This window comes from Fodinibius sp. GM108, assembly GCF_058386985.1.
This window is the reverse complement of record NZ_JBYEIR010000008.1, coordinates 99,742-120,713: the sequence shown is the minus strand read 5'-3', so window position 1 is coordinate 120,713 and position 20,972 is coordinate 99,742. Positions and strand designations below refer to the sequence as shown.

Annotated in this window: 17 protein-coding genes; 8 read left to right on the top strand and 9 right to left on the bottom strand. The window is 44.3% G+C overall.

All coding sequences use genetic code 11. The features are described 5' to 3' along the window. Nucleotides 1–168: 168 nt before the first annotated feature. The 7 genes from ACT3ID_RS15295 to uvrA form a co-directional block, all read right to left on the bottom strand. A complete protein-coding gene (locus ACT3ID_RS15295) occupies nt 169–528 on the bottom strand; it encodes an STAS domain-containing protein (RefSeq protein WP_491542922.1) in 360 nt (119 codons plus the stop codon). 37 nt (nt 529–565) lie between these two features. Then, nucleotides 566–1,477 carry a protein translocase subunit SecF gene (secF, locus tag ACT3ID_RS15290; RefSeq protein ID WP_491542921.1) on the bottom strand — a complete coding sequence of 304 codons (912 nt, stop codon included), beginning with the start codon at nt 1,475–1,477 and terminating at the stop codon, nt 566–568. A gap of 39 nt (nt 1,478–1,516) precedes the next feature. Beyond that, a complete protein-coding gene (secD, locus tag ACT3ID_RS15285) occupies nt 1,517–3,340 on the bottom strand; it encodes a protein translocase subunit SecD (RefSeq protein WP_491542920.1) in 1,824 nt (607 codons plus the stop codon). 98 nt (nt 3,341–3,438) lie between these two features. Next, on the bottom strand, nt 3,439–3,987 hold the full coding sequence (locus tag ACT3ID_RS15280) for a hypothetical protein (RefSeq protein WP_491542919.1): 549 nt from the start codon (nt 3,985–3,987) through the stop codon (nt 3,439–3,441). A gap of 113 nt (nt 3,988–4,100) precedes the next feature. Further along, the gene (locus tag ACT3ID_RS15275) at nt 4,101–4,466 is read right to left on the bottom strand and encodes a TonB-dependent receptor plug domain-containing protein (RefSeq protein WP_491542918.1); all 366 of its coding nucleotides are present in this window, start codon (nt 4,464–4,466) and stop codon (nt 4,101–4,103) included. 78 nt (nt 4,467–4,544) lie between these two features. Then, nucleotides 4,545–4,742, bottom strand: a complete 198-nt coding sequence (locus ACT3ID_RS15270) for a hypothetical protein (protein ID WP_491542917.1) — start codon at nt 4,740–4,742, stop codon at nt 4,545–4,547. A 308-nt stretch (nt 4,743–5,050) separates the two neighbouring features. Further along, on the bottom strand, nt 5,051–7,906 hold the full coding sequence (uvrA, locus tag ACT3ID_RS15265; RefSeq protein ID WP_491542916.1) for an excinuclease ABC subunit UvrA: 2,856 nt from the start codon (nt 7,904–7,906) through the stop codon (nt 5,051–5,053). Between the two features lie 141 nt (nt 7,907–8,047). Here uvrA and ACT3ID_RS15260 point away from each other — a divergent pair, with 141 nt between their 5' ends. The 6 genes from ACT3ID_RS15260 (at nt 8,048) to ACT3ID_RS15235 (ending at nt 14,895) form a co-directional block, all read left to right on the top strand. Continuing rightward, on the top strand, nt 8,048–8,701 hold the full coding sequence (locus ACT3ID_RS15260; RefSeq protein WP_491542915.1) for a hypothetical protein: 654 nt from the start codon (nt 8,048–8,050) through the stop codon (nt 8,699–8,701). A gap of 184 nt (nt 8,702–8,885) precedes the next feature. Further along, the gene (locus ACT3ID_RS15255) at nt 8,886–9,824 is read left to right on the top strand and encodes a WG repeat-containing protein (protein ID WP_491542914.1); all 939 of its coding nucleotides are present in this window, start codon (nt 8,886–8,888) and stop codon (nt 9,822–9,824) included. 114 nt (nt 9,825–9,938) lie between these two features. Beyond that, nucleotides 9,939–11,321, top strand: coding sequence for a class II 3-deoxy-7-phosphoheptulonate synthase (locus ACT3ID_RS15250; RefSeq protein WP_491542913.1), 1,383 nt, complete (start codon nt 9,939–9,941; stop codon nt 11,319–11,321). Nucleotides 11,322–11,586: 265 nt separating this feature from the next. Then, nucleotides 11,587–12,015: an Hsp20/alpha crystallin family protein gene (locus ACT3ID_RS15245; RefSeq protein ID WP_491542912.1), complete on the top strand. Its 429-nt coding sequence runs from the start codon at nt 11,587–11,589 to the stop codon at nt 12,013–12,015. A gap of 160 nt (nt 12,016–12,175) precedes the next feature. Then, nucleotides 12,176–13,699, top strand: coding sequence for a Do family serine endopeptidase (locus ACT3ID_RS15240; RefSeq protein ID WP_491542911.1), 1,524 nt, complete (start codon nt 12,176–12,178; stop codon nt 13,697–13,699). A 173-nt stretch (nt 13,700–13,872) separates the two neighbouring features. Beyond that, complete coding sequence (locus ACT3ID_RS15235; protein WP_491542910.1) at nt 13,873–14,895, top strand: DnaJ C-terminal domain-containing protein; 1,023 nt, start codon at nt 13,873–13,875, stop codon at nt 14,893–14,895. A 154-nt stretch (nt 14,896–15,049) separates the two neighbouring features. Here ACT3ID_RS15235 and ACT3ID_RS15230 read toward each other — a convergent pair whose 3' ends face one another. Beyond that, nucleotides 15,050–15,433, bottom strand: a complete 384-nt coding sequence (locus tag ACT3ID_RS15230; RefSeq protein WP_491542909.1) for a DUF2784 domain-containing protein — start codon at nt 15,431–15,433, stop codon at nt 15,050–15,052. Between the two features lie 95 nt (nt 15,434–15,528). On the opposite strand from ACT3ID_RS15230, the gene ACT3ID_RS15225 reads away from it, so the two are divergent. After that, nucleotides 15,529–16,308 (top strand): S1/P1 nuclease, encoded by a 780-nt coding sequence (locus ACT3ID_RS15225; RefSeq protein ID WP_491542908.1) that lies wholly within the window; start codon nt 15,529–15,531, stop codon nt 16,306–16,308. A gap of 76 nt (nt 16,309–16,384) precedes the next feature. Here the strand turns inward: ACT3ID_RS15225 and ACT3ID_RS15220 are convergent, their stop codons facing one another. Next, nucleotides 16,385–16,930, bottom strand: coding sequence for a macro domain-containing protein (locus tag ACT3ID_RS15220; RefSeq protein WP_491542907.1), 546 nt, complete (start codon nt 16,928–16,930; stop codon nt 16,385–16,387). 1,154 nt (nt 16,931–18,084) lie between these two features. On the opposite strand from ACT3ID_RS15220, the gene clpB reads away from it, so the two are divergent. Further along, nucleotides 18,085–20,718 carry an ATP-dependent chaperone ClpB gene (gene clpB / locus ACT3ID_RS15215; RefSeq protein ID WP_491542906.1) on the top strand — a complete coding sequence of 878 codons (2,634 nt, stop codon included), beginning with the start codon at nt 18,085–18,087 and terminating at the stop codon, nt 20,716–20,718. Nucleotides 20,719–20,972 lie beyond the last annotated feature (254 nt).

The following is a 20,972-nucleotide window of genomic DNA, read 5'->3' as shown; positions in this document are numbered from 1 at the left end:
GGGTTATTGGTATTAGGTTGGACCTTCTATTTACAATTATTGTAAAGGGTAATAAGTTTTCCCGAAGACTTGATTATTCCCAATAGCTGATCCAAATAACTAATAACAAGTAACCACACAAAAAAAGGGGGGTTATACCCCTTTTTTCTAAATTTAAATTTAAGCGGATTAATCTTCTTCAGAATCGGACTCAGCGTACGACTCTACAGCCTCTTCCAATGAATTGAAATTTTTGAAAACTGTTATGAGCTTTGTAATAACCAACAGACTTTCAATTTTATCAGTGGCGTTAGCCAGACGCAGATCTCCACCCGCCTTACGCATGGTGGTCAAACCGCCAATCAGCATACCAAGTCCTGAAGAGTTCATAAACTTAACTTTACCGAGATCAGCAACAATGTTTGTTTTGTCTTCTTCGATAAGCTCGTGCAGCTTTTCATTCAAGCTGACTGCGTCGGGACCTCCCATCACATTTCCCTTAAATTTAATAACGACACAATTATAACGCTCTGATACACTAAAATTCATTTGAAGTCTCCTGTTAGTTAGTATTAGGAGTTAAAGTTTAAGCTTTTTCTTTTCGGCGTTGTATCTCAACAACGGTAGCGCTGGCTACAAATAATGAGCTATAAGTACCAATAATGACGCCCAGCATCAAGGCAAAGGAAAAGCCTTTAAGAACTTCTCCGCCAAATATAAATAGAATGGTTACCACAAAAAAGGTGGTGACGGAGGTAATAACCGTACGGCTGAGCGTGTCGTTCAAGCTTTTGTTAACCATCTTGTCGTGATCCATGGTTTTATATAAAAGCTTATTTTCCCTGATACGGTCGAAAACCACCACCGTATCGTTTAGTGAGTAACCCACAATTGTTAGAAATGCCGCAATAATCGATTGATCGATTTGCATACTAAAGGGGGCAATCTCGGCGAAGAATGTGAAAACCCCAACTACAATAAGAACGTCGTGAAACAGAGCCGCTACGGCACCCGCCGAATAGGTCCAGTCTTTAAACCGGATTAAGATGTAAATAAAGATGACGATCAATGCAAATATAATAGCATTGATTGCTCCCCGTTTCAAATCTTCCGCAAAACGAGCCCCGACAATATCCGTTTTAATTACGGTAGCGGGGTTGTCTGCATAAACTTCAGAAACCGTGTCCATAATGATCGACTGGACTTCTGAAATATCCTGTGGGTTATCAGTTCGTATTAGGATCTCTTCGGGCGAACCGTAAAGTTTGACAACCGGTGTTCCGTCAAGCGGCTCCGTGAGCTCACTCCTGATATCAATTACATCAACCGGATTTTCAAATTCCAGGACAAACTCTTTACCGCCCTTAAAGTCGATACCGTATTGCAGGCCTTTGGTGAAGATCCCAATGATCGCCGCAAAAAGGAGTATGCCTGAAATGACATAGCCAATTTTGTGGGCTTTCAAAAAATCAAAATCAGGTGTTTCGAACCATCTCATAATTAAATTCCTGTATTCTAATAAGTTTAAATTCGTTTATTAACCGAAGCTTATTTCAGCTGATTTATCGCGTGTCAGGTAATCCACTATTACACGCGTGATAACAATTGCGCTAAATAATGATGCTACAATTCCAGCCATTAGCGTAACGGCAAATCCTTTAATGGGACCAACGCCGAAGCTGTAGAGGATAATCCCCACGAAAAAAGTGGTAATATTGGCATCCATAATCGCACTCATGGCGTTGGAATATCCGCCATCTATAGCTGCGCGGATGGTTTTGCCAGCTCGCTGCTCCTCCCTGATCCTGTCAAAAATCAGTACGTTGGCATCTACCGCCATACCGATCGTAAGTACAATACCGGCAATGCCGGGTAATGTGAGTGTTGCCTTAAAAGCTGCCAAAATTCCCATTATAAATATAATGTTGAGCAGCAGTGCAAGGTCGGCAATAGCACCTCCGGTCTGATAGTAAACGATCATAAAAATTGCCACGATTATAAGTCCTATCAGCGTGGAGTAAAAACCAGCTTGTATCGACTCTTCGCCGAGCGTAGCCCCTACCGTTCGCTCTTCGATAATTTCGAGCGGAGCAGGCAAGGCACCCGACAGCAAAATATTCACAAGGTCTTCGGCCTCTTGCACACTTTCCAATCCGGAAATGGAAGAACGGCCGTTAGAGATCTTGGTTTCGACATTTGGATAGGAATACACATAGCCATCCAAAACAATAGCTACAGGTTTGCCGATATTAGCGCCGGTAATACGTGCCCAACGGCGAGCCCCCTCGGCATCCATGTTCATGGAAACGCGCGGCTGGTTAGTATTTTGATCGAAGTTTACACTGGCTTCTTCGATAACTTCGCCGGTAAGTTCAATTTCTGACCGCACGGCAATCAGCTCAAACAGGTCTTGCCCCTGTTGAGTCTGCTGAAAGGGCGTAGCCCCCCACATCAGTTCAATATTCCGCGGCAGTAATTCTTGTACCTCGGGTTGTTGCAACAGCTCATTGACCCTGGCGGTATCGCGCCCGGTAGAATACCCAAAGACATAGGCCGAACGTCCCCGCGGATTAAGTACTTCGAGCAGGGGGTTTTGCTGTGATTGCTGCTGTGCCATTTCAGTGGTGTCGGAGGAGGTCTGCTGCTGTTCGAAATAATCGATAACCCGCTCCTGTGCATTATTTATTTCATCGGGTTGTCCCACCAGTCGAAATTCAAGCCGGGCCGTCCCCTTCAACAGGTCGCGAATTCGCTGCTTATCGGCTACCCCGGGCAGCTCAACAACTACGCGATTTTCGCCCTGTACAAAGATAGCGGGCTCGGTTACCCCGTAGCGGTCCACACGAGTACGGATAATTTCCATAGCACGTTCGACGGCAGAATTGCGCTGATCTTCGAGGTATGTTTGAATCTCTTCGTTTGTTGACCGCCGCGTGATGTTTTCGGTATCAGAGCGATAATAGCGGCTGAGTCTTGCATCGGGATTCCGCTGTTCAAACAGATTTACCATTTCATCAATGAAGTCGGTATTGTTTTCACGAGCTATCTGTTGGGCATCATCAATAACAGATATGAGCATATCGTCGGCATTATCGCCAGCCAGTTCTTTCAAAAACTGGGCAGTACCAACTTCCAGTGTTACATGCATTCCACCCTGCAGATCAAGACCGAGTGAAAGCGATTCTTCGCGCAAATTCTGCAGTCGCTGGGCATTTTCTTCTACATATTCTGCGCGCTCAGCCTCTGGCAAATCTTCAATATAATTTTGTTCCAACATGTGTACGACTGTTGGCCACAGATAGTAGATTGTAATTGCCAGAAAGGCGACAATAAATCCTATTTTTGTACCATTACCTTTCATAATAAATCGATTTAAAAAATTTAGAATTGAGTTTTGCTAAAAAACTGTGCCCGTTATTTACGCATAGGCACAAAGATAGAGGAAAGAAGAGGGATGCGTTACGGAGCTCCAATAGCAATGCTGTCTACCATGGGCTCTAGTACCACTCTAAAAAACTGTTTCCGGTCAAAAAACTGATTATTCTCTGAAAATGTAACATCGGATGACGCTATTGTACCAGGCACAAAACTACCAACGCCAAACTTATCTATTGTTGCCGAAACAAACAGCTTTGAAATATGCTTTGCAGGCGTGCCGGCCATTGCATTTTCTGCCTGGGACTGGCTCCATTCAAGAAACAGCAACTGATAAAGGTGTTGTGAAGCCATGGCCTCCGAAAAAGAAAAATCGAAGTTACCATTATTACGACTTACGATCTGCGAAGCTTCCTTAATTGTATTTTCAAGCTGACCGGGTGACTCTCGCAGGTTATTCAGCTCATTCTGCAAATCAGCACTGTCCGAAGATTTTGCCATCTGCGTTAACCAATTTGCAAAAGACTGGGGTGAATGATCAGCCTGAACAGGCTGCACCATATACAAGCTAAAGCCGGTCCATACGAGGACCGCCACAATAATACGGGCAATATGTGTGCGAAGTGATTGCATTAGTGGCGGAAAATAGGGAGAAAGTAAGAGTGGAACAAACGAAATTAAATTTACACTAATTGCCTGCTCGAAAAAAACGGAATCTTATTTTAACATCAAAAACCCGCAAATAGTTAATTTTTCTTTGTGCGTATGACAACCACTCCACTACTGCCCTCCATACCATAGCGAGAAGAGGCTTCATTTCCCTTTAACACCTCTATACTCTCAATATCATTAACATCTATCGAATTGGCTATCCTAAAAAAATAGCGTCCCATTCGGCTTCCATCCACTACAAAAAGAGGCTGATTATTTGAATTCACAGATTGGCTTCCACGGACTAAAACCTTTGCATCGTCACCTGTTCCCTGTACCATCAGGCCAGGTACTTTTCTTAGATAACTAGCTAAATCTATTGAGGAATCCTCAACCTGTATCCGTGAATTATTGTCGTTACCTGAGGATTCTGCCACTTCTCCGGTAGATGTACATCCCATAAATAATAGGATTAGAAGAATTTCTACCCCTATTAAACTATTAGCTACTTTCATAAATACCTCCCATAGGTGTTTAAATCATAATCCAGGCTGACGTCTTTGGATGTAAACCGCATCAATCCAGCCATAAAGAATAGTCAGCAGTAAGCTTGAAAATGTACTTAGCAAGAACACCCCGCCAAACGGCAATTCATTATCCAGCAGGAGTTCATTTCCAAGGATCAGTAATATCGTCAAACCAATAAAAACGGCAACACATTTTGCGAAGAACTTCATAATGACCTCACTTTAGATAAAGATTACCAGTAAGATGAAGAAAACTACTTTAACATACCAAGTAATAATTTAAAAACGTGCCAAGAATCAACTTATGATTTACAAAATCGATCACAGATACTTTCATAAAATTGTCTAATACGGGGAGCTTTTAAAACCAACACATGTCATGTTGAACTTGTTTCAACATCTGTAAGCAATTGTTCTTTAGAAGCTTTTAATTATAACTTCTGCTCCAGATCCTGAAATAAATTCAGGATGACACCCGGTTTAAAGCCTTCTTTAATACACAGCAGAGATTTGGAAAATCACGCCGTTATCTTCTGTTCTTTCTCCCGGTCAAACTCCTCTTTCAGAAATTGACCGGTGTAACTGTCGTCCATTTCGGCCACTTCTTCGGGCGTTCCTTCGGCTATAACCTGTCCGCCTTCTGCCCCACCCTCAGGACCAAGGTCAATGATCCAGTCGGCCGCCTTGATAAGATCAAGATTATGTTCGATGACGATAACCGTATTTCCTTTGTCCACCAGCTGCTGGCAAACATCAACAAGCATACGCACATCCTGAAAATGAAGACCAGTGGTAGGCTCATCAAGAATATACAATGTGTCTCCGGTACCTACTTTTGCCAGCTCGCGTGCCAGCTTAATCCGCTGTGCTTCGCCACCAGATAGCGTAGTGCTGGGCTGCCCCAGTCGCAGATAACCAAGCCCCACATCCACGAGTGTACCCAAAATACGATTAATGGCCGGAACTGAGTCGAAAAACTCATGAGCCTCTTTGATCGACATATCCAGCACATCAGAAATATTTTTGCCCTTGTAATAGATCTCCAGCGTCTCGCGGTTATAACGCTTGCCGTTGCACGTTTCACAATCGACATAGACATCCGGCAAGAAGTTCATCTCAATTTTTCGCACGCCGTCACCATTGCAAGCTTCGCAGCGACCGCCTTTTACATTGAAAGAAAATCGGCCCTGATCGTATCCTCGAATTTTGGATTCCGGCAGCTCGGCAAAAAGTTTCCGGATATGATCAAAAACTTTGGTGTATGTCCCGGGATTGGAACGGGGGGTTCGTCCGATCGGACTCTGATCCACGGAAATAATTTTATCCAGATTATCGATACCCTCAATTTCATCATACGGTAAAGGTACCGATTTCGAGTTATAAAATTCAGTAGACAGAATCGGTTCAATCGTTTGATTGATCAAAGAACTTTTCCCACTACCGCTGACGCCTGTCACACATATAAACTTTCCGAGCGGGATTTCCACATCCACTTCTTTGAGATTATGTCCGCGCGCTCCTTTAATCATGACCGATTTGCCATTACCTTCTCGTCGCTCATCAGGATAAGGTACGGTTTCTTCATCCTTCAGAAATTTAGCGGTCATTGAATCCGGATCAAGATCTTCAGGCGGACCTTCAGTTACAATTTCACCGCCGTATTCGCCGGCACCGGGTCCCATATCGATCACATAATCAGCCGACTCAATCGTTTCGCGATCATGCTCCACGACAATTACGCTGTTTCCTAAATCCCGCAGCGTTTCGAGTGATTGTATCAACTTGATGTTATCGCGCTGATGCAAACCGATGCTGGGCTCATCCAAAATATAGAGGACCCCAACCAGCTGCGTACCAATCTGCGTGGCCAGCCGGATACGCTGCGCTTCGCCGCCGCTAAGGGTTTGAGCTTCGCGATCGAGCGTAAGATAATTGAGCCCCACATTCAGCAGGAAATCTACGCGATCTCTCACCTCTTTCAGCACCTGGCTACCAATTTTCTGCTGGCGCTCATTCAGATCCAGATTGTTAAGCGTATGTCGCAACGTGCTTATATCCATGTTTACCAGCTCATCAATGGTATAATCATCAATCCGATACGAAAGCGCCTCCTTATTCAAACGCCCGCCGCCGCATTCGGGGCATTCTATTTTGCTCATAAACGACTTTGCTTTGTCGCGCTGTTTCTTGGAGCTGCTTTCGTCATATTTTTCGCGGATCATGTTGCTCAATCCCTTGAAGGAGTGCTTGTAGGTGACACTATCGTCGCGGAAATCATAGCTGACATCATACTTTTTATCACCACCGCCTTCGAAAAGCAGGTTCAGCTGTTCCTCAGAAAATTCTTTGATGGGAGTCTCAAAGTCCAAATCCATCGACTTCAGTACCGCATGCAACTGTTTAAAAGCAAAAATATCCCGTGGCTCACCAAGATAACGGATCGCTCCTTCCTCGATAGACTGTTCTTTATTCGGAATAACCAAGCTGCGATCCACATCATGAGTATAGCCGAGACCATCACAGTTCTGGCACGCCCCGTAGGGAGAGTTAAATGAGAACATATTGGGGGCAGGATCTTCGTAGGCCAGCCCGCTTTCCGGATCAAAAAGATTTTGGGAGAACAGGTGATCTTTAAATATAACTTCGCCCTCTTCTTCTTTGGGAACCGCAAGAATCACATTACCCTCGGCCATCTCCAGGGCCAGGCGCACGCTTTCAGCAATGCGTTTTTCGCTCTTTTCATTGATGACAAACCGATCGACCACCACTTCAATATCGTGCTTTTTATAGCGGTCAACCTTCATATCCTCTTCCAGATCCATAAACTCGCCATCTACACGCACCTGAACAAATCCCTGCTTCATGGTCTGCTCAAACAGCTCGCGATAATGTCCTTTTCGGCCGCGAACCACCGGTGCCATACAATAGGCTTTGGTACCTTCCGGCATATCCATGATCGTGGATATCACCTGATCGGTTGTCTGTTTTTCCATCTTATTACCCGACTTCCAGGAATACGGTACCCCAATCCGCGCATAAAGCAGGCGCAGAAAATCGTAAATTTCGGTGACCGTACCCACCGTCGAACGCGGATTCCGATTGGTCGTTTTTTGATCAATAGAAATGACCGGAGACAATCCATCAATAAAGTCTACTTCGGGACGTTCCATCATCCCCAAAAACTGCCGAGCATAGGCTGAAAGAGATTCCAGGAATCGACGTTGTCCCTCAGCATAGATTGTATCAAAGGCCAACGATGATTTACCCGATCCCGAAATACCAGTTACAACCACAAGCTGCTCACGGGGTATGTTAAGATCTATGTTTTGGAGATTGTGTTCGCGCGCGCCGCGGATGATTATGTTTTCTCGCAAAGGTAATACTAATTTTTTGGTTCAATTAAACTTTTAAAGATACGGATAAATCGTATCTTTTGAAGCCTGCAATACTTAAAAGATTTCAACTCGCAAAATACCGTTTATAACTGAATTTAAGCTGTTTTAATTCAATTTTGCATGGCTCAAAACTCAATTGATTTAGTTCCTCTTTTCAAATTCAGTTTCCATCAGTTTAAAAAGTATGCTTCGTTTGTTATCGGAGCAATGCTCACCTTCTTTGTGCTTGCAATCTTGCCACAAATATATTTTATGGCACGAGTTCCGGAAGAACCAAATACCCAGGCACAGCTTATTTCTTTTTTGATAACGCTGGTTCAGCTCTTCTTAAGTCTGGGCTTTATAAAGATCATGCTTTTATTGGTGCAGGATGAACATGTTGAAACAGCAGACATGTTCAATAATTTTCGTCCCTTTCTCAGCTATTTTGTAGCAAGCTTTTTATACGGTATTGCTACTGTCATAGGTTTACTGCTGTTGGTTATTCCCGGGATTTTTATTGCCATTCGATTTCAATTTTATCCCTATTTCATCCTTGAAGAGGACGTTTCTTCCTTTACCGCTCTGCAAAAGAGTTATTATTTGTCACAAAACCTCACCTTGGAACTCTTTTTACTAGGTGCAGTAGTCATTGCCCTTAACCTGGCGGGTATATTACTGTTCGGGGTCGGGATTATCCTGACATATCCGATCACTACAATGGCTATAGCAATCGTTTACAAAAGTTTAACAGAGGAAGGAAAATCCGTTCCGTCTGATTCGTATAAAGTATAGCACCAGAGGAACAACCTCGTCCCTGCACCGTTTAAAGAAAGTGAATTTCTATAACTAAAATCAGAACTATATCATGTCTCCAACAGCACCAAAAGAGATTCTAATATCTATTATATGTATATGTCTAATTCTGGTCTCATGTAAAACTACTGACTTTTCATCCGAGGAAAAATTATACCCCTATGTGGAAGATGATCAGGTGGGGTTCATAAATAATAATCTAAACACAAAAATCCCGGCGAAATTCAAGTTTATAAACAGCCGTGCGTGGCCCTATGAGTTTTCAGAGGGATTGGCAGCCGTCAATTTTTTGGGATCGATAGGATATATCAACCAGGATGGAGAAATCGAAATTGAGCCGCAATTTGATAGTGCGGGTCCGTTTCAGGATGGTCTGGCGCTCGTCAATATTAATGGAGAGTACGGTTTTATTAACAGATCAGGCGAATTCAAGATCGAACCCCAATTTTATGAGGCTTTCGGATTCAGCGAAGGACTAGCTGCTGTTCAGGATCACAGACACAGCGACTGGGGATTCATAAACAGGGATGGAAAGTATGAAATCGAACCTCGGTTCCAATCTGCCAAAAACTTCAGCGACAGCCTTGCGCTCGTTCAAACATCCGAACATAACGAATGGGGATATATCGATCGCAATGGTGAAATTGTCATAGAACCCCAATATGCAGAGGCAAAATCATTTTCTGAAGGCTTGGCCCCTGTCCAGCTTAATTTTCAGCAGTGGGGGTATATTAATGAAAACGGAGCCGTCATTATCTCTTCCCAATTTTTAGAGGCAGAACCTTTTTCTGAAGGTAAAGCGGTTGTGGCTATGCCTGAAAACGAAGAAAATCTTGAAGAAAAGAAATACGGATACATAAACCGGCGGGGACAATTTATTGTGGAGCCAAAATTTGACCAGGCTTTTGACTTCCAGGAGGGAGTTGCACGGGTTGCTATTAACGGCAAGTATGGCTTTATCGACGAACAGGGAAATATGATTTCTGACCCTATTTATGATAACGCCTGGAATTTCCAGGACGGTATGGCGATGGTCCAACTGGGAGGCAAATACGGATATATTAATAAAGAGGGTGTCTTTGTTTTGGAACCCTTAAGCTAGCCGTTACTTTATTATAAATTCATTTCCCAACTTGCGAGAAATTCCAGCATTGCTCCTATCCTTATATTTCGCTATCCTTAGGGGTTTATAAGAACGTAAGCAGAAACTACTCAAATGTACTCAAAGAAAACCGTGCCTCCTGAAGTCGCAAATCCTAACGACTGGTCTCCACGATCGTGGAAAAAATATCCGGTAAAACAACTACCTACCTATCCCGATGAGGAACAACTGGAACAGGTTTATCAGCAGCTGCGGAGCAATCCCCCGCTTACCACCTCATGGGAGGTTAACGCTCTAAAAGAAAAACTGGCGGATGTCAGTGCCGGCAAAGCATTTTTATTGCAGGGCGGCGACTGTGCTGAAAGTTTTGCGGATTGCAATTCTCCAAAGATCGTAAACCTGCTGAAGGTATTGCTTCAGATGAGCTTCATCCTGATTCATGAAATGGAGACCTCGGTAGTTCGGGTGGGACGTATTGCTGGTCAGTACGCCAAACCACGCTCACGAGATTACGAAATAGTGGATGGTGAAAAGATTCCGAATTATCGCGGAGATCTGATTAACAGCATTAATCCCACGCTTGAGGATCGTACGCCCGATCCCGAGCGACTGCTTACAGGCTATCACAAGGCGGCATCCACGCTTAATTTCTTGCGAGCTCTTTCTAATGAAGGGTTCGCGGATCTGCATCATCCCGAATACTGGGAGCTCGACTTCATGAAGGAAAATGAGTACTATCATGAATATGAGGCCATGGTGAATTCTATCCAGAAGGCCGTAAATTTTATGGAGACGATTACGCCCAATCAGTTTAATACGCTTCAGAAGATCAATGTTTATACTTCTCATGAAGGATTGAATCTCCATTACGACTCTGCACTTACACAGCGCGTACCGCGTCGTGACGGCTGGTACAACCTCAGTGCTCATCTCGTGTGGCTCGGAAATCGCACCCGCGACCTCGAGGGTGCCCACGTGGAATATCTGCGCGGCATCCGTAATCCAATCGGCATTAAAATTGGTCCCGGCTATGATCTGGACCATACGATTAAACTTATCGAGCGTCTGAATCCTACCCATGAACATGGCAAGATTATGCTTATCACCCGATTCGGAAAAGATGAAGTGGAACAGGGACTTCCCGATCTTATCCGAAGAATAAAACATGAGGGCATGCCCGTAGTGTGGAACTGCGACCCTATGCACGGCAATACTTTTAAAACCGAAAGCGAGGTCAAAACCCGAAATTTTGATGATATTATCTCTGAGATACGTAAAACGTTTGCTATCCACAGAGATCTGGGTAGCTATCTTGGAGGCGTTCATTTAGAGTTGACCGGCGATAATGTTACCGAATGTGTAGGCGGAGCTAACGGATTACACGAAGGACAACTGCACAAGAATTATGAGACTTATTGTGATCCGCGCCTCAACTACCAGCAGAGCCTTGAACTGGCGTTTCTTATCGCTAAAGAGTGGAATCAAAGCTATAATTAACAGTAGGCTGAATACAGTTGCAGTAGGCAGTAAAGTTACTATCACCTGCCAACTAACTGCCACAAATACAGTTATATGACGCTTTGACGAAAGAGGCAATGACATTTTTGAGCTCGGTTAATCCCATCCTGAAAAAAGCGCATACCACATTGGCTGATTGTCAGAACTATACCTTATAAAAGGTCTTGGCATACGTGTTGCTCATATAAAAGTGAGTTTGTTTGAAACACGATTTTTAACCAAAAACCATTGTGAGGTACTTATTATGGCTTTAACACGATATAATCGACCCGAGAGTGATCTTATGTCAAAGCGTTTTTCCGATATCATGGACGAATTTTTTAACGATGCTGTTAAAACTCGTCGTAACACATTCGTTCCCAGTATCGACGTTTCAGAAACTGAAGATCAGTTTCTGATTTCCGCAGAACTGCCAGGTATGGATAAAGATAATATTGATATCAGCCTGGAAAACGGCCGACTTTCTATCAGCGGTGAACGCAGCTTTGAAAAAGAAGACAAAGGCAAGAAATATCACCGTGTGGAAAGCAGCTACGGCTCTTTTGAACGCTCTTTCCAACTGCCCGATAATGTGGATGAAGAAAGTATATCCGCAACATACGAAAACGGATTGCTTAACATCTCTATCGACAAGAGCGAAGATAAAGTAAAGAAGCAAATTGAGATTAGCTAACATCTGCTGGTTTTCCCCAATAATTTGCGGAAGCTCTCGTGAAAAAGAGCTTCCGCTTCTTCTTTTTATAATTATTTGCACACAATAATCAACCTTTAGCAACTGTTTATTGAACGTCAGGAATTAAACAAATAACCAGTGACTTAAATCGAATCTTATCATGGAAAAAGTTCGCTCGTCTTATTTGCTATGGGTACTCGTTGCGGTCTTACTTGTTGGCTTTTATACCGTAGATATTCAGCCCAATCAAGCATCAATATTTTCGCTTCCTGATTTCTCTTCTTCCAATACAGTTGAAATCGAAGAAGCGGAGAGTAAAACTACTAAACAAGCCGATGAGGCTCCGTCACGTACTATTGCGGAACTTAATGATGCAATTGTAGATATTGCTGAAAAAACCAAACCGGCTGTTGTAACCGTTACAGTTACAAAAACTATTGAAACGCAACCTAATCCCCTTTCTCGTTTCTTTCGGGATCCGCGGGGTCAAGAACCTCAGGAATTTCAGCGTCAGGGACAAGGTTCCGGCGTTATAGTATCAGAGGATGGATACATCCTTACCAATAATCATGTGATAGAAGACGCCGATGAGGTAGAAGTACAGTTATATAACGACCGAAGATTAGATGCTGAAGTAGTCGGCACCGATCCCCTCACTGACATTGCTGTATTAAAGGTCAATTCCGATAATCTGAATGTTATAAAGCTGGGCAACAGTGAAAATGCCCGAGTCGGAGAAATGGTATTGGCCATCGGTAGTCCGCTCAGAACCGGATTGGCCCACTCTGTTTCTATGGGCATTATTTCTGCCAAAGATCGAACAATTGGTATCCTGGAACGCAGCGGCGGATACGAAAACTTTATTCAAACCGATGCCGCTATTAATCCGGGTAATTCCGGTGGTCCACTTATCAATATGGATGGTGAGCTCATCGGTGTTAACACGGCTATCGCATCTCGCTCCGGCGGTAACGAAGGGATCGGTTTCGCTGTACCGGCTGATATCGCCAAGCGCGTGATGAAATCAATTATTGAAAGTGGACGCGTTGTTCGCGGTTATTTAGGTATTACTGATGGTGGACAAGTTGATAATACAATGGCTCGTGCGCTGGGACTCGACAAAACACATGGTGTAATTGTAGGGAGTGTCGAAGATGGCGGACCGGCTGATAAAGCAGGTCTTCAAGAAGACGATGTCATCCACAGTGTGAATGGGAAACCTGTTAAAAATTGGAGTTTGTTCCGCACAGAAATTGCCACTTCATCTCCCGGAACCGAGGTTGAACTTGGCGTAATTCGAGACGGAGAAGAGATGGAAATTACCGTTACACTTGGTGAGCTGCCGGATGATTTAGCAATGGATACCCAGCAGCCTCAGCAAGAACCAAGTATGGAAAAGCAGTTAGGTTTTAGTATCCAAAATCTAACTCCTGAAATTGCACAAAAGCTGGAACTTGATCGAAATCAAGAAGGTGTTGTTGTAACAGATATTTCACAACAAAGCGAAGCTTTTCGCCAGGGACTTCGTCGGGGATATGTAATCACTGAAGTAAATCGTCAACCGATCTCTGATGCCAGAGATTTCGAAGAGATGGTAAATAGTGCAATTGAACAAAATGAGGATGTTATATTGCTTCGTGTTCTGACTAATAATACAAGTCAGCTGATCGCCTTTGAACTCTAATTTCAAAGACACAGTCCTAATTAAAAAGCCCTCCGGCTAAAGGAGGGCTTTTTTTATGACAAGCTGACGAAATTTGATGAAATCTTTGACAAAACGTTAGCTTTTTTCACGTGGCACTTTATTTGCTTTTTTGTTAGATAGCAAAGAATTAACTGTAGTAGTTAAAAACTTTTATGGAATACAAGAACTATTACGACATACTCGGTGTCAGCAAAAACGCCTCTCAGGATGAAATTAAAAAGGCGTATCGTAAAAAAGCGGCTAAATATCATCCTGATAAAAATCCCGACGATCCGTCGGCCGAGGATAAGTTTAAAGAGGTCGGAGAAGCATATGAGGTTCTGAGTGACCCCGAAAAACGAGAACTATATGACAAAGTGGGTAAAGACTGGAAAAAATACCAACGTGCCGGCGGTACGGCGGATGGTTTTAACTGGTCCGACTATGCCCGTCAAAACCAGGGAGGCGGCCGCGGCGGCTTCAGCGGTCAACAAAGCTATCAATTTGATTTAGATGACCTGTTTGGAGGAGGCGGTGCCCGCAGCCGGCGTGAAAGCGGTGGCGGTAGGGGCGGTGGATTCTCCAGCTTCTTTGAAGCCATCTTCGGAGGGGGCGGAAGTCCATTTGAACAAGCCCAGCAACAGCGAACGCAGGGTCGCAGGTATCAAAGCAACGCCCGAAAACAGGATGAGGTAAAACGAAACATTAAAGCAGAAGTTACCATCTCTCTGGAAGAGGCCTATAACGGTACTTCAAGAACAGTTCGTGTAGCCGGTGAAAAGATGAAAGTTAAAATTCCTGCCGGAATCAAAGATGGACAGCGACTAAAGCTGAAAGGGAAAGGCGGATCTCACACACGTGGCGGCGCCCGCGGAGATCTGTATTTGACAGTCCGGGTCGATATGCCCGAAGGGTATGAGCGAAAAGACAATAACATCTATTACGATCATCCCATCGATCTGTATACCGCTGTATTGGGTGGAGAAACGGTAGTTAAAACCTTAAGTGGAAAAGCTAAACTTAACATTCCGGCCGGAACTTCAAGCGGCAAACTTTTCCGTCTCAGCGGCATGGGTATGCCAGAATTCCGAAATCCATCCAAAAAAGGAGATCTGTTTGTACGTATTCTGGTCCAGGTGCCGGAGAAACTCTCCCAAGAAGAAAAAAAGCTGTTTAAGCAGTTGGCTAATAAATAATTTCCCAGATTCTAAACGGCCGGAGCGCCCGCTCTGACCTTTTTATTTTATATCTTGAAATAGAGCGTCTGGACGAGATAGGCAGGCATGTTTGTTCTTTCAGAGGCTGTCTCACGCGTCAGAGTGTGCAGAACCAGTGAGGCTATTTACTGCATTAATGAGTCTTTCGATAAGTGTAATCCCGATAGTTGACGTAGAGCGATGCCATCAGCGCCAGGAAAAACAGCACGACCGTTGCTGTATCAACAAGAGCAGCGTTAACATCAAATCCGGTGAACAGCTCAATTAAAAATTTGATGTAGGAGTTGGGCATATCGATATAGCCCAACTCGCGGCGTACCTGCCAGTGCCAATCGGTACAAGGACAATAGCCAAATCCGTACCATATCCCCAGGAAAACCCATGAAAACGCTGTTAGCAAAAGAGTGGCCAAATTCCACGGACGGGTTGATTGCCAGATCCAGCCAAAAAGATTAAACAGGATAAGTACGGTATGAAAGATGATAAAACCGATATCCAGCAGCTCGTACATATCCATGAACCGATGTTAAAAGTGCAAAAACTATTTACGTTTCTATTAAAAAGTAGTGATATTCTTCTCCGCACAAAATCATCAATATAATTGAAATGGCTATGTATTTTATCCTCCTGATTGCAGCACTGCTTATATTCCCTGTCGAAGATTTACAAAACGAACAACTCTGGGGGAAAACAGGCCATCGTGTGGTGGGTGAGATCGCAGCGGAGCATCTGACGCCAGAAGCCCGTAAAGCAGTAGATCGCGTGCTGGGTCCGACTTCAACAGCTATTGCCAGTACATGGATGGATGAGATTCGATCGGATCCTGATTATGATCATACACACGATTGGCACTGGGTGACAATTCCCGATGGAATGACCTATGAAGAAACGGAGAAAAATCCCAATGGTGATCTGATCAATGCGATCCGAACGTTTATTAATGAGCTGAAGAGCGGCAGCCTTTCGGCCGAAGAGGAGGAAGAGAAACTGAAAATGCTTATTCATTTGATTGGGGATATCCATCAGCCGCTGCATGTAGGCACAGGTAAAGATCGCGGCGGCAATCAGACAGAAGTGGAATGGTTTTATGAGCCATCCAATCTACACCGCGTGTGGGACAGTGAAATGATTGATGATACCAAACTGAGCTATACTGAATTTTCGGATGCGATTAATCATCCGACTGATGAGCAAATAGCTGAATGGCAAGACTCAGGAGTACTCGACTGGGCCTATGAAGCGATGGCACTGCGCGATCAAGTCTATGATTTGCCGGATGATCATCAGCTCGGTTATCGCTATCAGTATAAAAATCGTGATCTGCTGGATCGTCAACTGCTTAAAGGCGGGATTCGTCTGGCAGGGGTATTAAATGAGATTTACGGCAGCTGACCTTGGGAACCGCAGAGTACGAATGGTGAATTTAGAATGATGATGTGCCCATTTTGACATTCATAATTCCTTGTCATTATTCGTTATTCCCATAAACTTCTTTCATCACTTTTTCGTGAGCGGCCATCGCATCTTCGCCCCAGAGTACAAAACGTATAAGCTTTACTGATGTCAGTTCGTCGGCTCTTTCTCTTATCGTTTCAAAAGCCACGCGTGCCGCATCTTCCATCGGATAACCGAATGCCCCCGTTGATATCGATGGGAAAGCGATACGCTCGATTTGATGTTCTTCGGCCAGCTGCAGCGCATTTGAATAACAGTTGGCAAGTAATTCGTCTGCGGGCTCATCCCTGCCATAAACCGGACCCAGGCAATGAATAATGTATTTATTTGGCAGGTTATGTCCGCCCGAAATAACGGCTTCGCCGGGCTTTATCGGCGCCATCGGCCGCGTCTCCTCTGTCAGTTCGGGCCCTGCCGCTTTATGAATAGCACCAGCCACACCACCGCCGGTACGCAGTTCTGCATTGGCCGCATTGACTACGGCATCAACATCTTCCTGGTTGGCAATATCTCCTCGTTTTAGCTCAATGGTTACATCTGATAACGTTGTCTCTTTCATAGCTTTTTACTCTGGTTCAATTTATTAGCAAAACATAAAATTAGATCTTCAAATTCAAGTAATAATAATATATACCACATAGAACCGCAGAGAGCACAGAGTTAATCGAAGTAAAACTAACACCTCACACGTTACGAAGCTACTGCTTCGTAACGTATTTTGGGTATGACAGCCATTCCCAAGCTGGAGCTTGGAAACGAAAATAATAACGTCTTTAATCTTATTATTCTATTTGAAAATAGAACTAATAGACGATCTCTGTTGTCCCTTTTGGCTTGATCCAAAAGGGACTAAAAAATCAAGGTCCTCCGTGGAATCCTCCGATTTATCGGAGGGCTACTTTGTAGCATTCCACAGGACGGGCTGATGAATTGTGTACTTAGCTTCTGCCTGTAGGATGCGTGAATTTTAATGGTCCTTTTCCTTCTGGTAACATGTATTCGTCTATTACCGGTACAAAATCCACAACCGCATCCTTTTGGCTTCAGCACACAATTCTAAGGCCGGCTAAAAAACCGTAAAATCTACACCGAATAATGCATCTAGTTTGTAGTGAAGATTAACAAGATTGAAATAAACAAGAACAGGGATTTCCCCGGCCTTAGAAAAGTAGACCATCTGGCTAGGTGGAGACGGTGGTGAGGCTTAAAATAATTTCCTGTCCGATGATCCGTGAGTTAACGGATCAAGTATAAATTATTTTCCGAACCACCGGCGGAACCTGATGGGATAGTTTTCGTCAGCCTTGACCTTTTACGAGCCTTTTGGGTCAAGCCAAAAGGCGGAAGAAACAGCTTTGTCATGCTTGCCGTTATAGGTCTCGTTGTTCTGTGCCCTTTTTGGATAAGCAAAAAAGGAACGAAAAGAAAGCCTAGTTTCCTGCATAGTCAAGAAAAATGTACTCTCACTTTTAATCCTGACCGTATATATCCTGTAAATTTAGTTAACGCATCCTGACACCAACCTGCCAAAGAGACTCCCTCCTGCCGAGAATTGACAGTTTACCTACCAATATTGCAGTTTGCCCCGAAAAGCGTCAGTTTAATCAGTCTGTAATACTGAAATTTAGACATATTTTATGGTTAGGTATGAAATTGGCAACAATACTATTGAAATAACAAAAAGAAATTTCTCACAAAGCAATATGATCTGTTATGAACTTGGATAAACTAACACTTAAAGCTCAGGAGGCTGTTCAAGCAGCAGTAGAATTAGCCTCCAATAACAATCATCAAGCGGTGAGTCCCACTCACCTGCTTATGGCTTTTCTGTCGGATACCGATAACGTCATCAACACTATTTTAAATAAACTGGGCGTTCGGCTTCCGCAACTGAAATCGGAGCTCGAGCAGCGTATCAATAAACTGCCGACAGTAAAGGGAGCATCGGTTTCTGGGCAATATTTGTCTAATGATTCAAAAGAGGTTTTCGACAATGCTCAAAAATCAGCCGACAAGCTGGGCGATGAATATATCAGCTCGGAACATGTGCTTATCGGTATGCTGGACTCGAAAGGTGAGGCTGGCAGCCTGCTGAAACAACAAGGGGTTAAAAAAGACGATATTCTGAAAGTGCTTGAGGATGTCCGGGGCTCACAAAAGGTTGATGATCCCAATGCGGAAAGCCGCTACAATGCGCTTAAAAAATATGGACGCGATCTGAATGAACAGGCCGAAAAGAACAAGCTTGATCCGGTAATCGGACGCGACCAGGAAATTCGTCGTGTAATGCAGATTCTTTCGCGCCGTACCAAAAACAATCCGGTTCTTATCGGTGAGGCCGGCGTTGGTAAGACAGCTATTGCCGAGGGGCTTGCTCTGCGTATTAACAAGGGCGACGTGCCCGAAAGCCTGAAGACAAAACGCATTGTGGCGCTCGATATGGGTGCGCTGATGGCCGGCACGAAATTCCGCGGAGAATTTGAGGAACGGCTTAAAGCTATTGTCAACGAGGTTCAGGACTCCGAAGGAGAAATCATTCTGTTTATTGATGAGATTCACACCCTCGTCGGCGCCGGTGCTACTGAAGGCGCTATGGACGCCGCCAACATCCTTAAGCCGTCACTGGCTCGCGGTGAGCTGCATGCTATTGGCGCTACTACGCTGGATGAATATCGGAAGCATATCGAGAAAGACCGCGCTCTGGAACGACGCATGCAGAAGGTGCTGATCAATGAGCCTTCAGTTGAAGATACCATTTCGATTCTGCGGGGATTGCAAGAGCGATATGAACTTCACCACGGCGTTAAAATACGAGACGACGCCTTGGTTGCAGCGGCCGAGCTATCACATCGTTATATCAGCGATCGGTTTTTGCCGGATAAGGCTATCGACCTGATTGATGAGGCAGCTTCACGACTGCGACTGGAGATCGACTCCATGCCTGAAGAGCTGGATCAGATTGAGCGACAAATTCGTCAACTCGAGATTGAGCGCGAAGGGCTCAAAAGAGATCAAAATGAGGAAAAAATCCAGAATATTGAAAAGGAGCTCGCAGATCTCGAAGAAACGCGCAAAAGCATGCGCAACCAGTGGGATAACGAGCGCGACCTTATCAAGAAAACGCGCGATCTCAAACAAGCTATTGAGACAGCCCGTAATGAAGCTGAAAAAGCAGAGCGCGAAGGTCGATATGAGAAAGTAGCCGAATTGCGATATGGCACTATTAATCAGCTGGAAAAAGATTTGGAGGAAACCCAGGAAAAGCTGGAAGAAATACAGGCTGACCGCGCCATGCTCAAAGAGGAAGTAGAGTATGAAGATATTGCCGATATCGTCTCTCGCTGGACGGGTATTCCGGTACGCAAGATGCTGCAAAGTGAACGTGAGAAACTGGTACATCTTGAAGAAGAACTGCATAAGCGCGTGGTAGGACAAGATCCCGCTGTTGAAACAGTATCGAATGCTGTACGACGTTCACGCGCCGGACTACAAGATGCCCAGCGTCCGATTGGCTCATTCTTTTTCCTCGGATCAACGGGCGTGGGTAAAACGGAACTTGCTCGCTCACTGGCCGATTTCCTCTTTAATGACGAAGACGCTATGGTGCGTATCGATATGAGTGAATACATGGAGCGCCACAGCGTCAGCCGGCTTGTTGGTGCGCCTCCGGGATATGTCGGATATGACGAAGGTGGTCAACTGACAGAAGCTGTACGACGTAAGCCGTATTCGGTAATTCTTTTGGATGAGATCGAAAAAGCTCATGCCGATGTGTTTAATATGTTGCTTCAGGTACTTGATGAAGGTCGGCTGACCGATAATAAAGGTGTTACAGTCGATTTTACGAATACAATCATCATCATGACCAGCAATATCGGTTCGCATCTGATCTCTGAAAAAATTGAAGAGACCGGAGGCGAATTTACGGATGAAGTCTACAACAAGCTGCAAGATCAGCTGATGGATCAGCTTAAAAAACAGATTCGTCCCGAGTTCTTAAACCGCGTCGACGATGTGATTGTATTTCATCCGCTGGAGAAAGAACACATCCGCGAAATTGTGGATATTCAGCTGCAACGAGTCCATAAGATGCTCGAGAAAAAGGATATCACACTTTCTATCTCGGATAACGTTAAAGACTGGCTGGCCGATCGCGGATACGATCCCGTGTATGGTGCTCGTCCGTTAAAGCGGCTTATCCAGACAAAGATTATCGATAAGCTGGCTACCGAGCTGATCAAGCGTGAGGAGGAAGCTGAAATTCATTTTGAAGCAACGATTAGTAAAGACGGCGAAAGTATCGAATTTGCCGAAGTGTATGACGATGCCGAAGCCTGGGCAGGCTAACGAACTGCAGAACAGCGAACAGGGAACATCGAATTTTGATCTATTTTAATTCATCAATCGATATTCCTTGTTCTGCGGTTCATTTTTTACCTGATAGCACAACTCAATGACTAATAACCGATCTGGTTACGTATCTCTACCCAAAAATCTGGTCGCGTACCTCTGGTGCGCGGCTTTTTTCTTTTCAAGGAGAGTTCTTTATGCATAGTGTTCACAGGGGAGCTCATGAAAAGTCATTAGCGCGGGAATCAGTT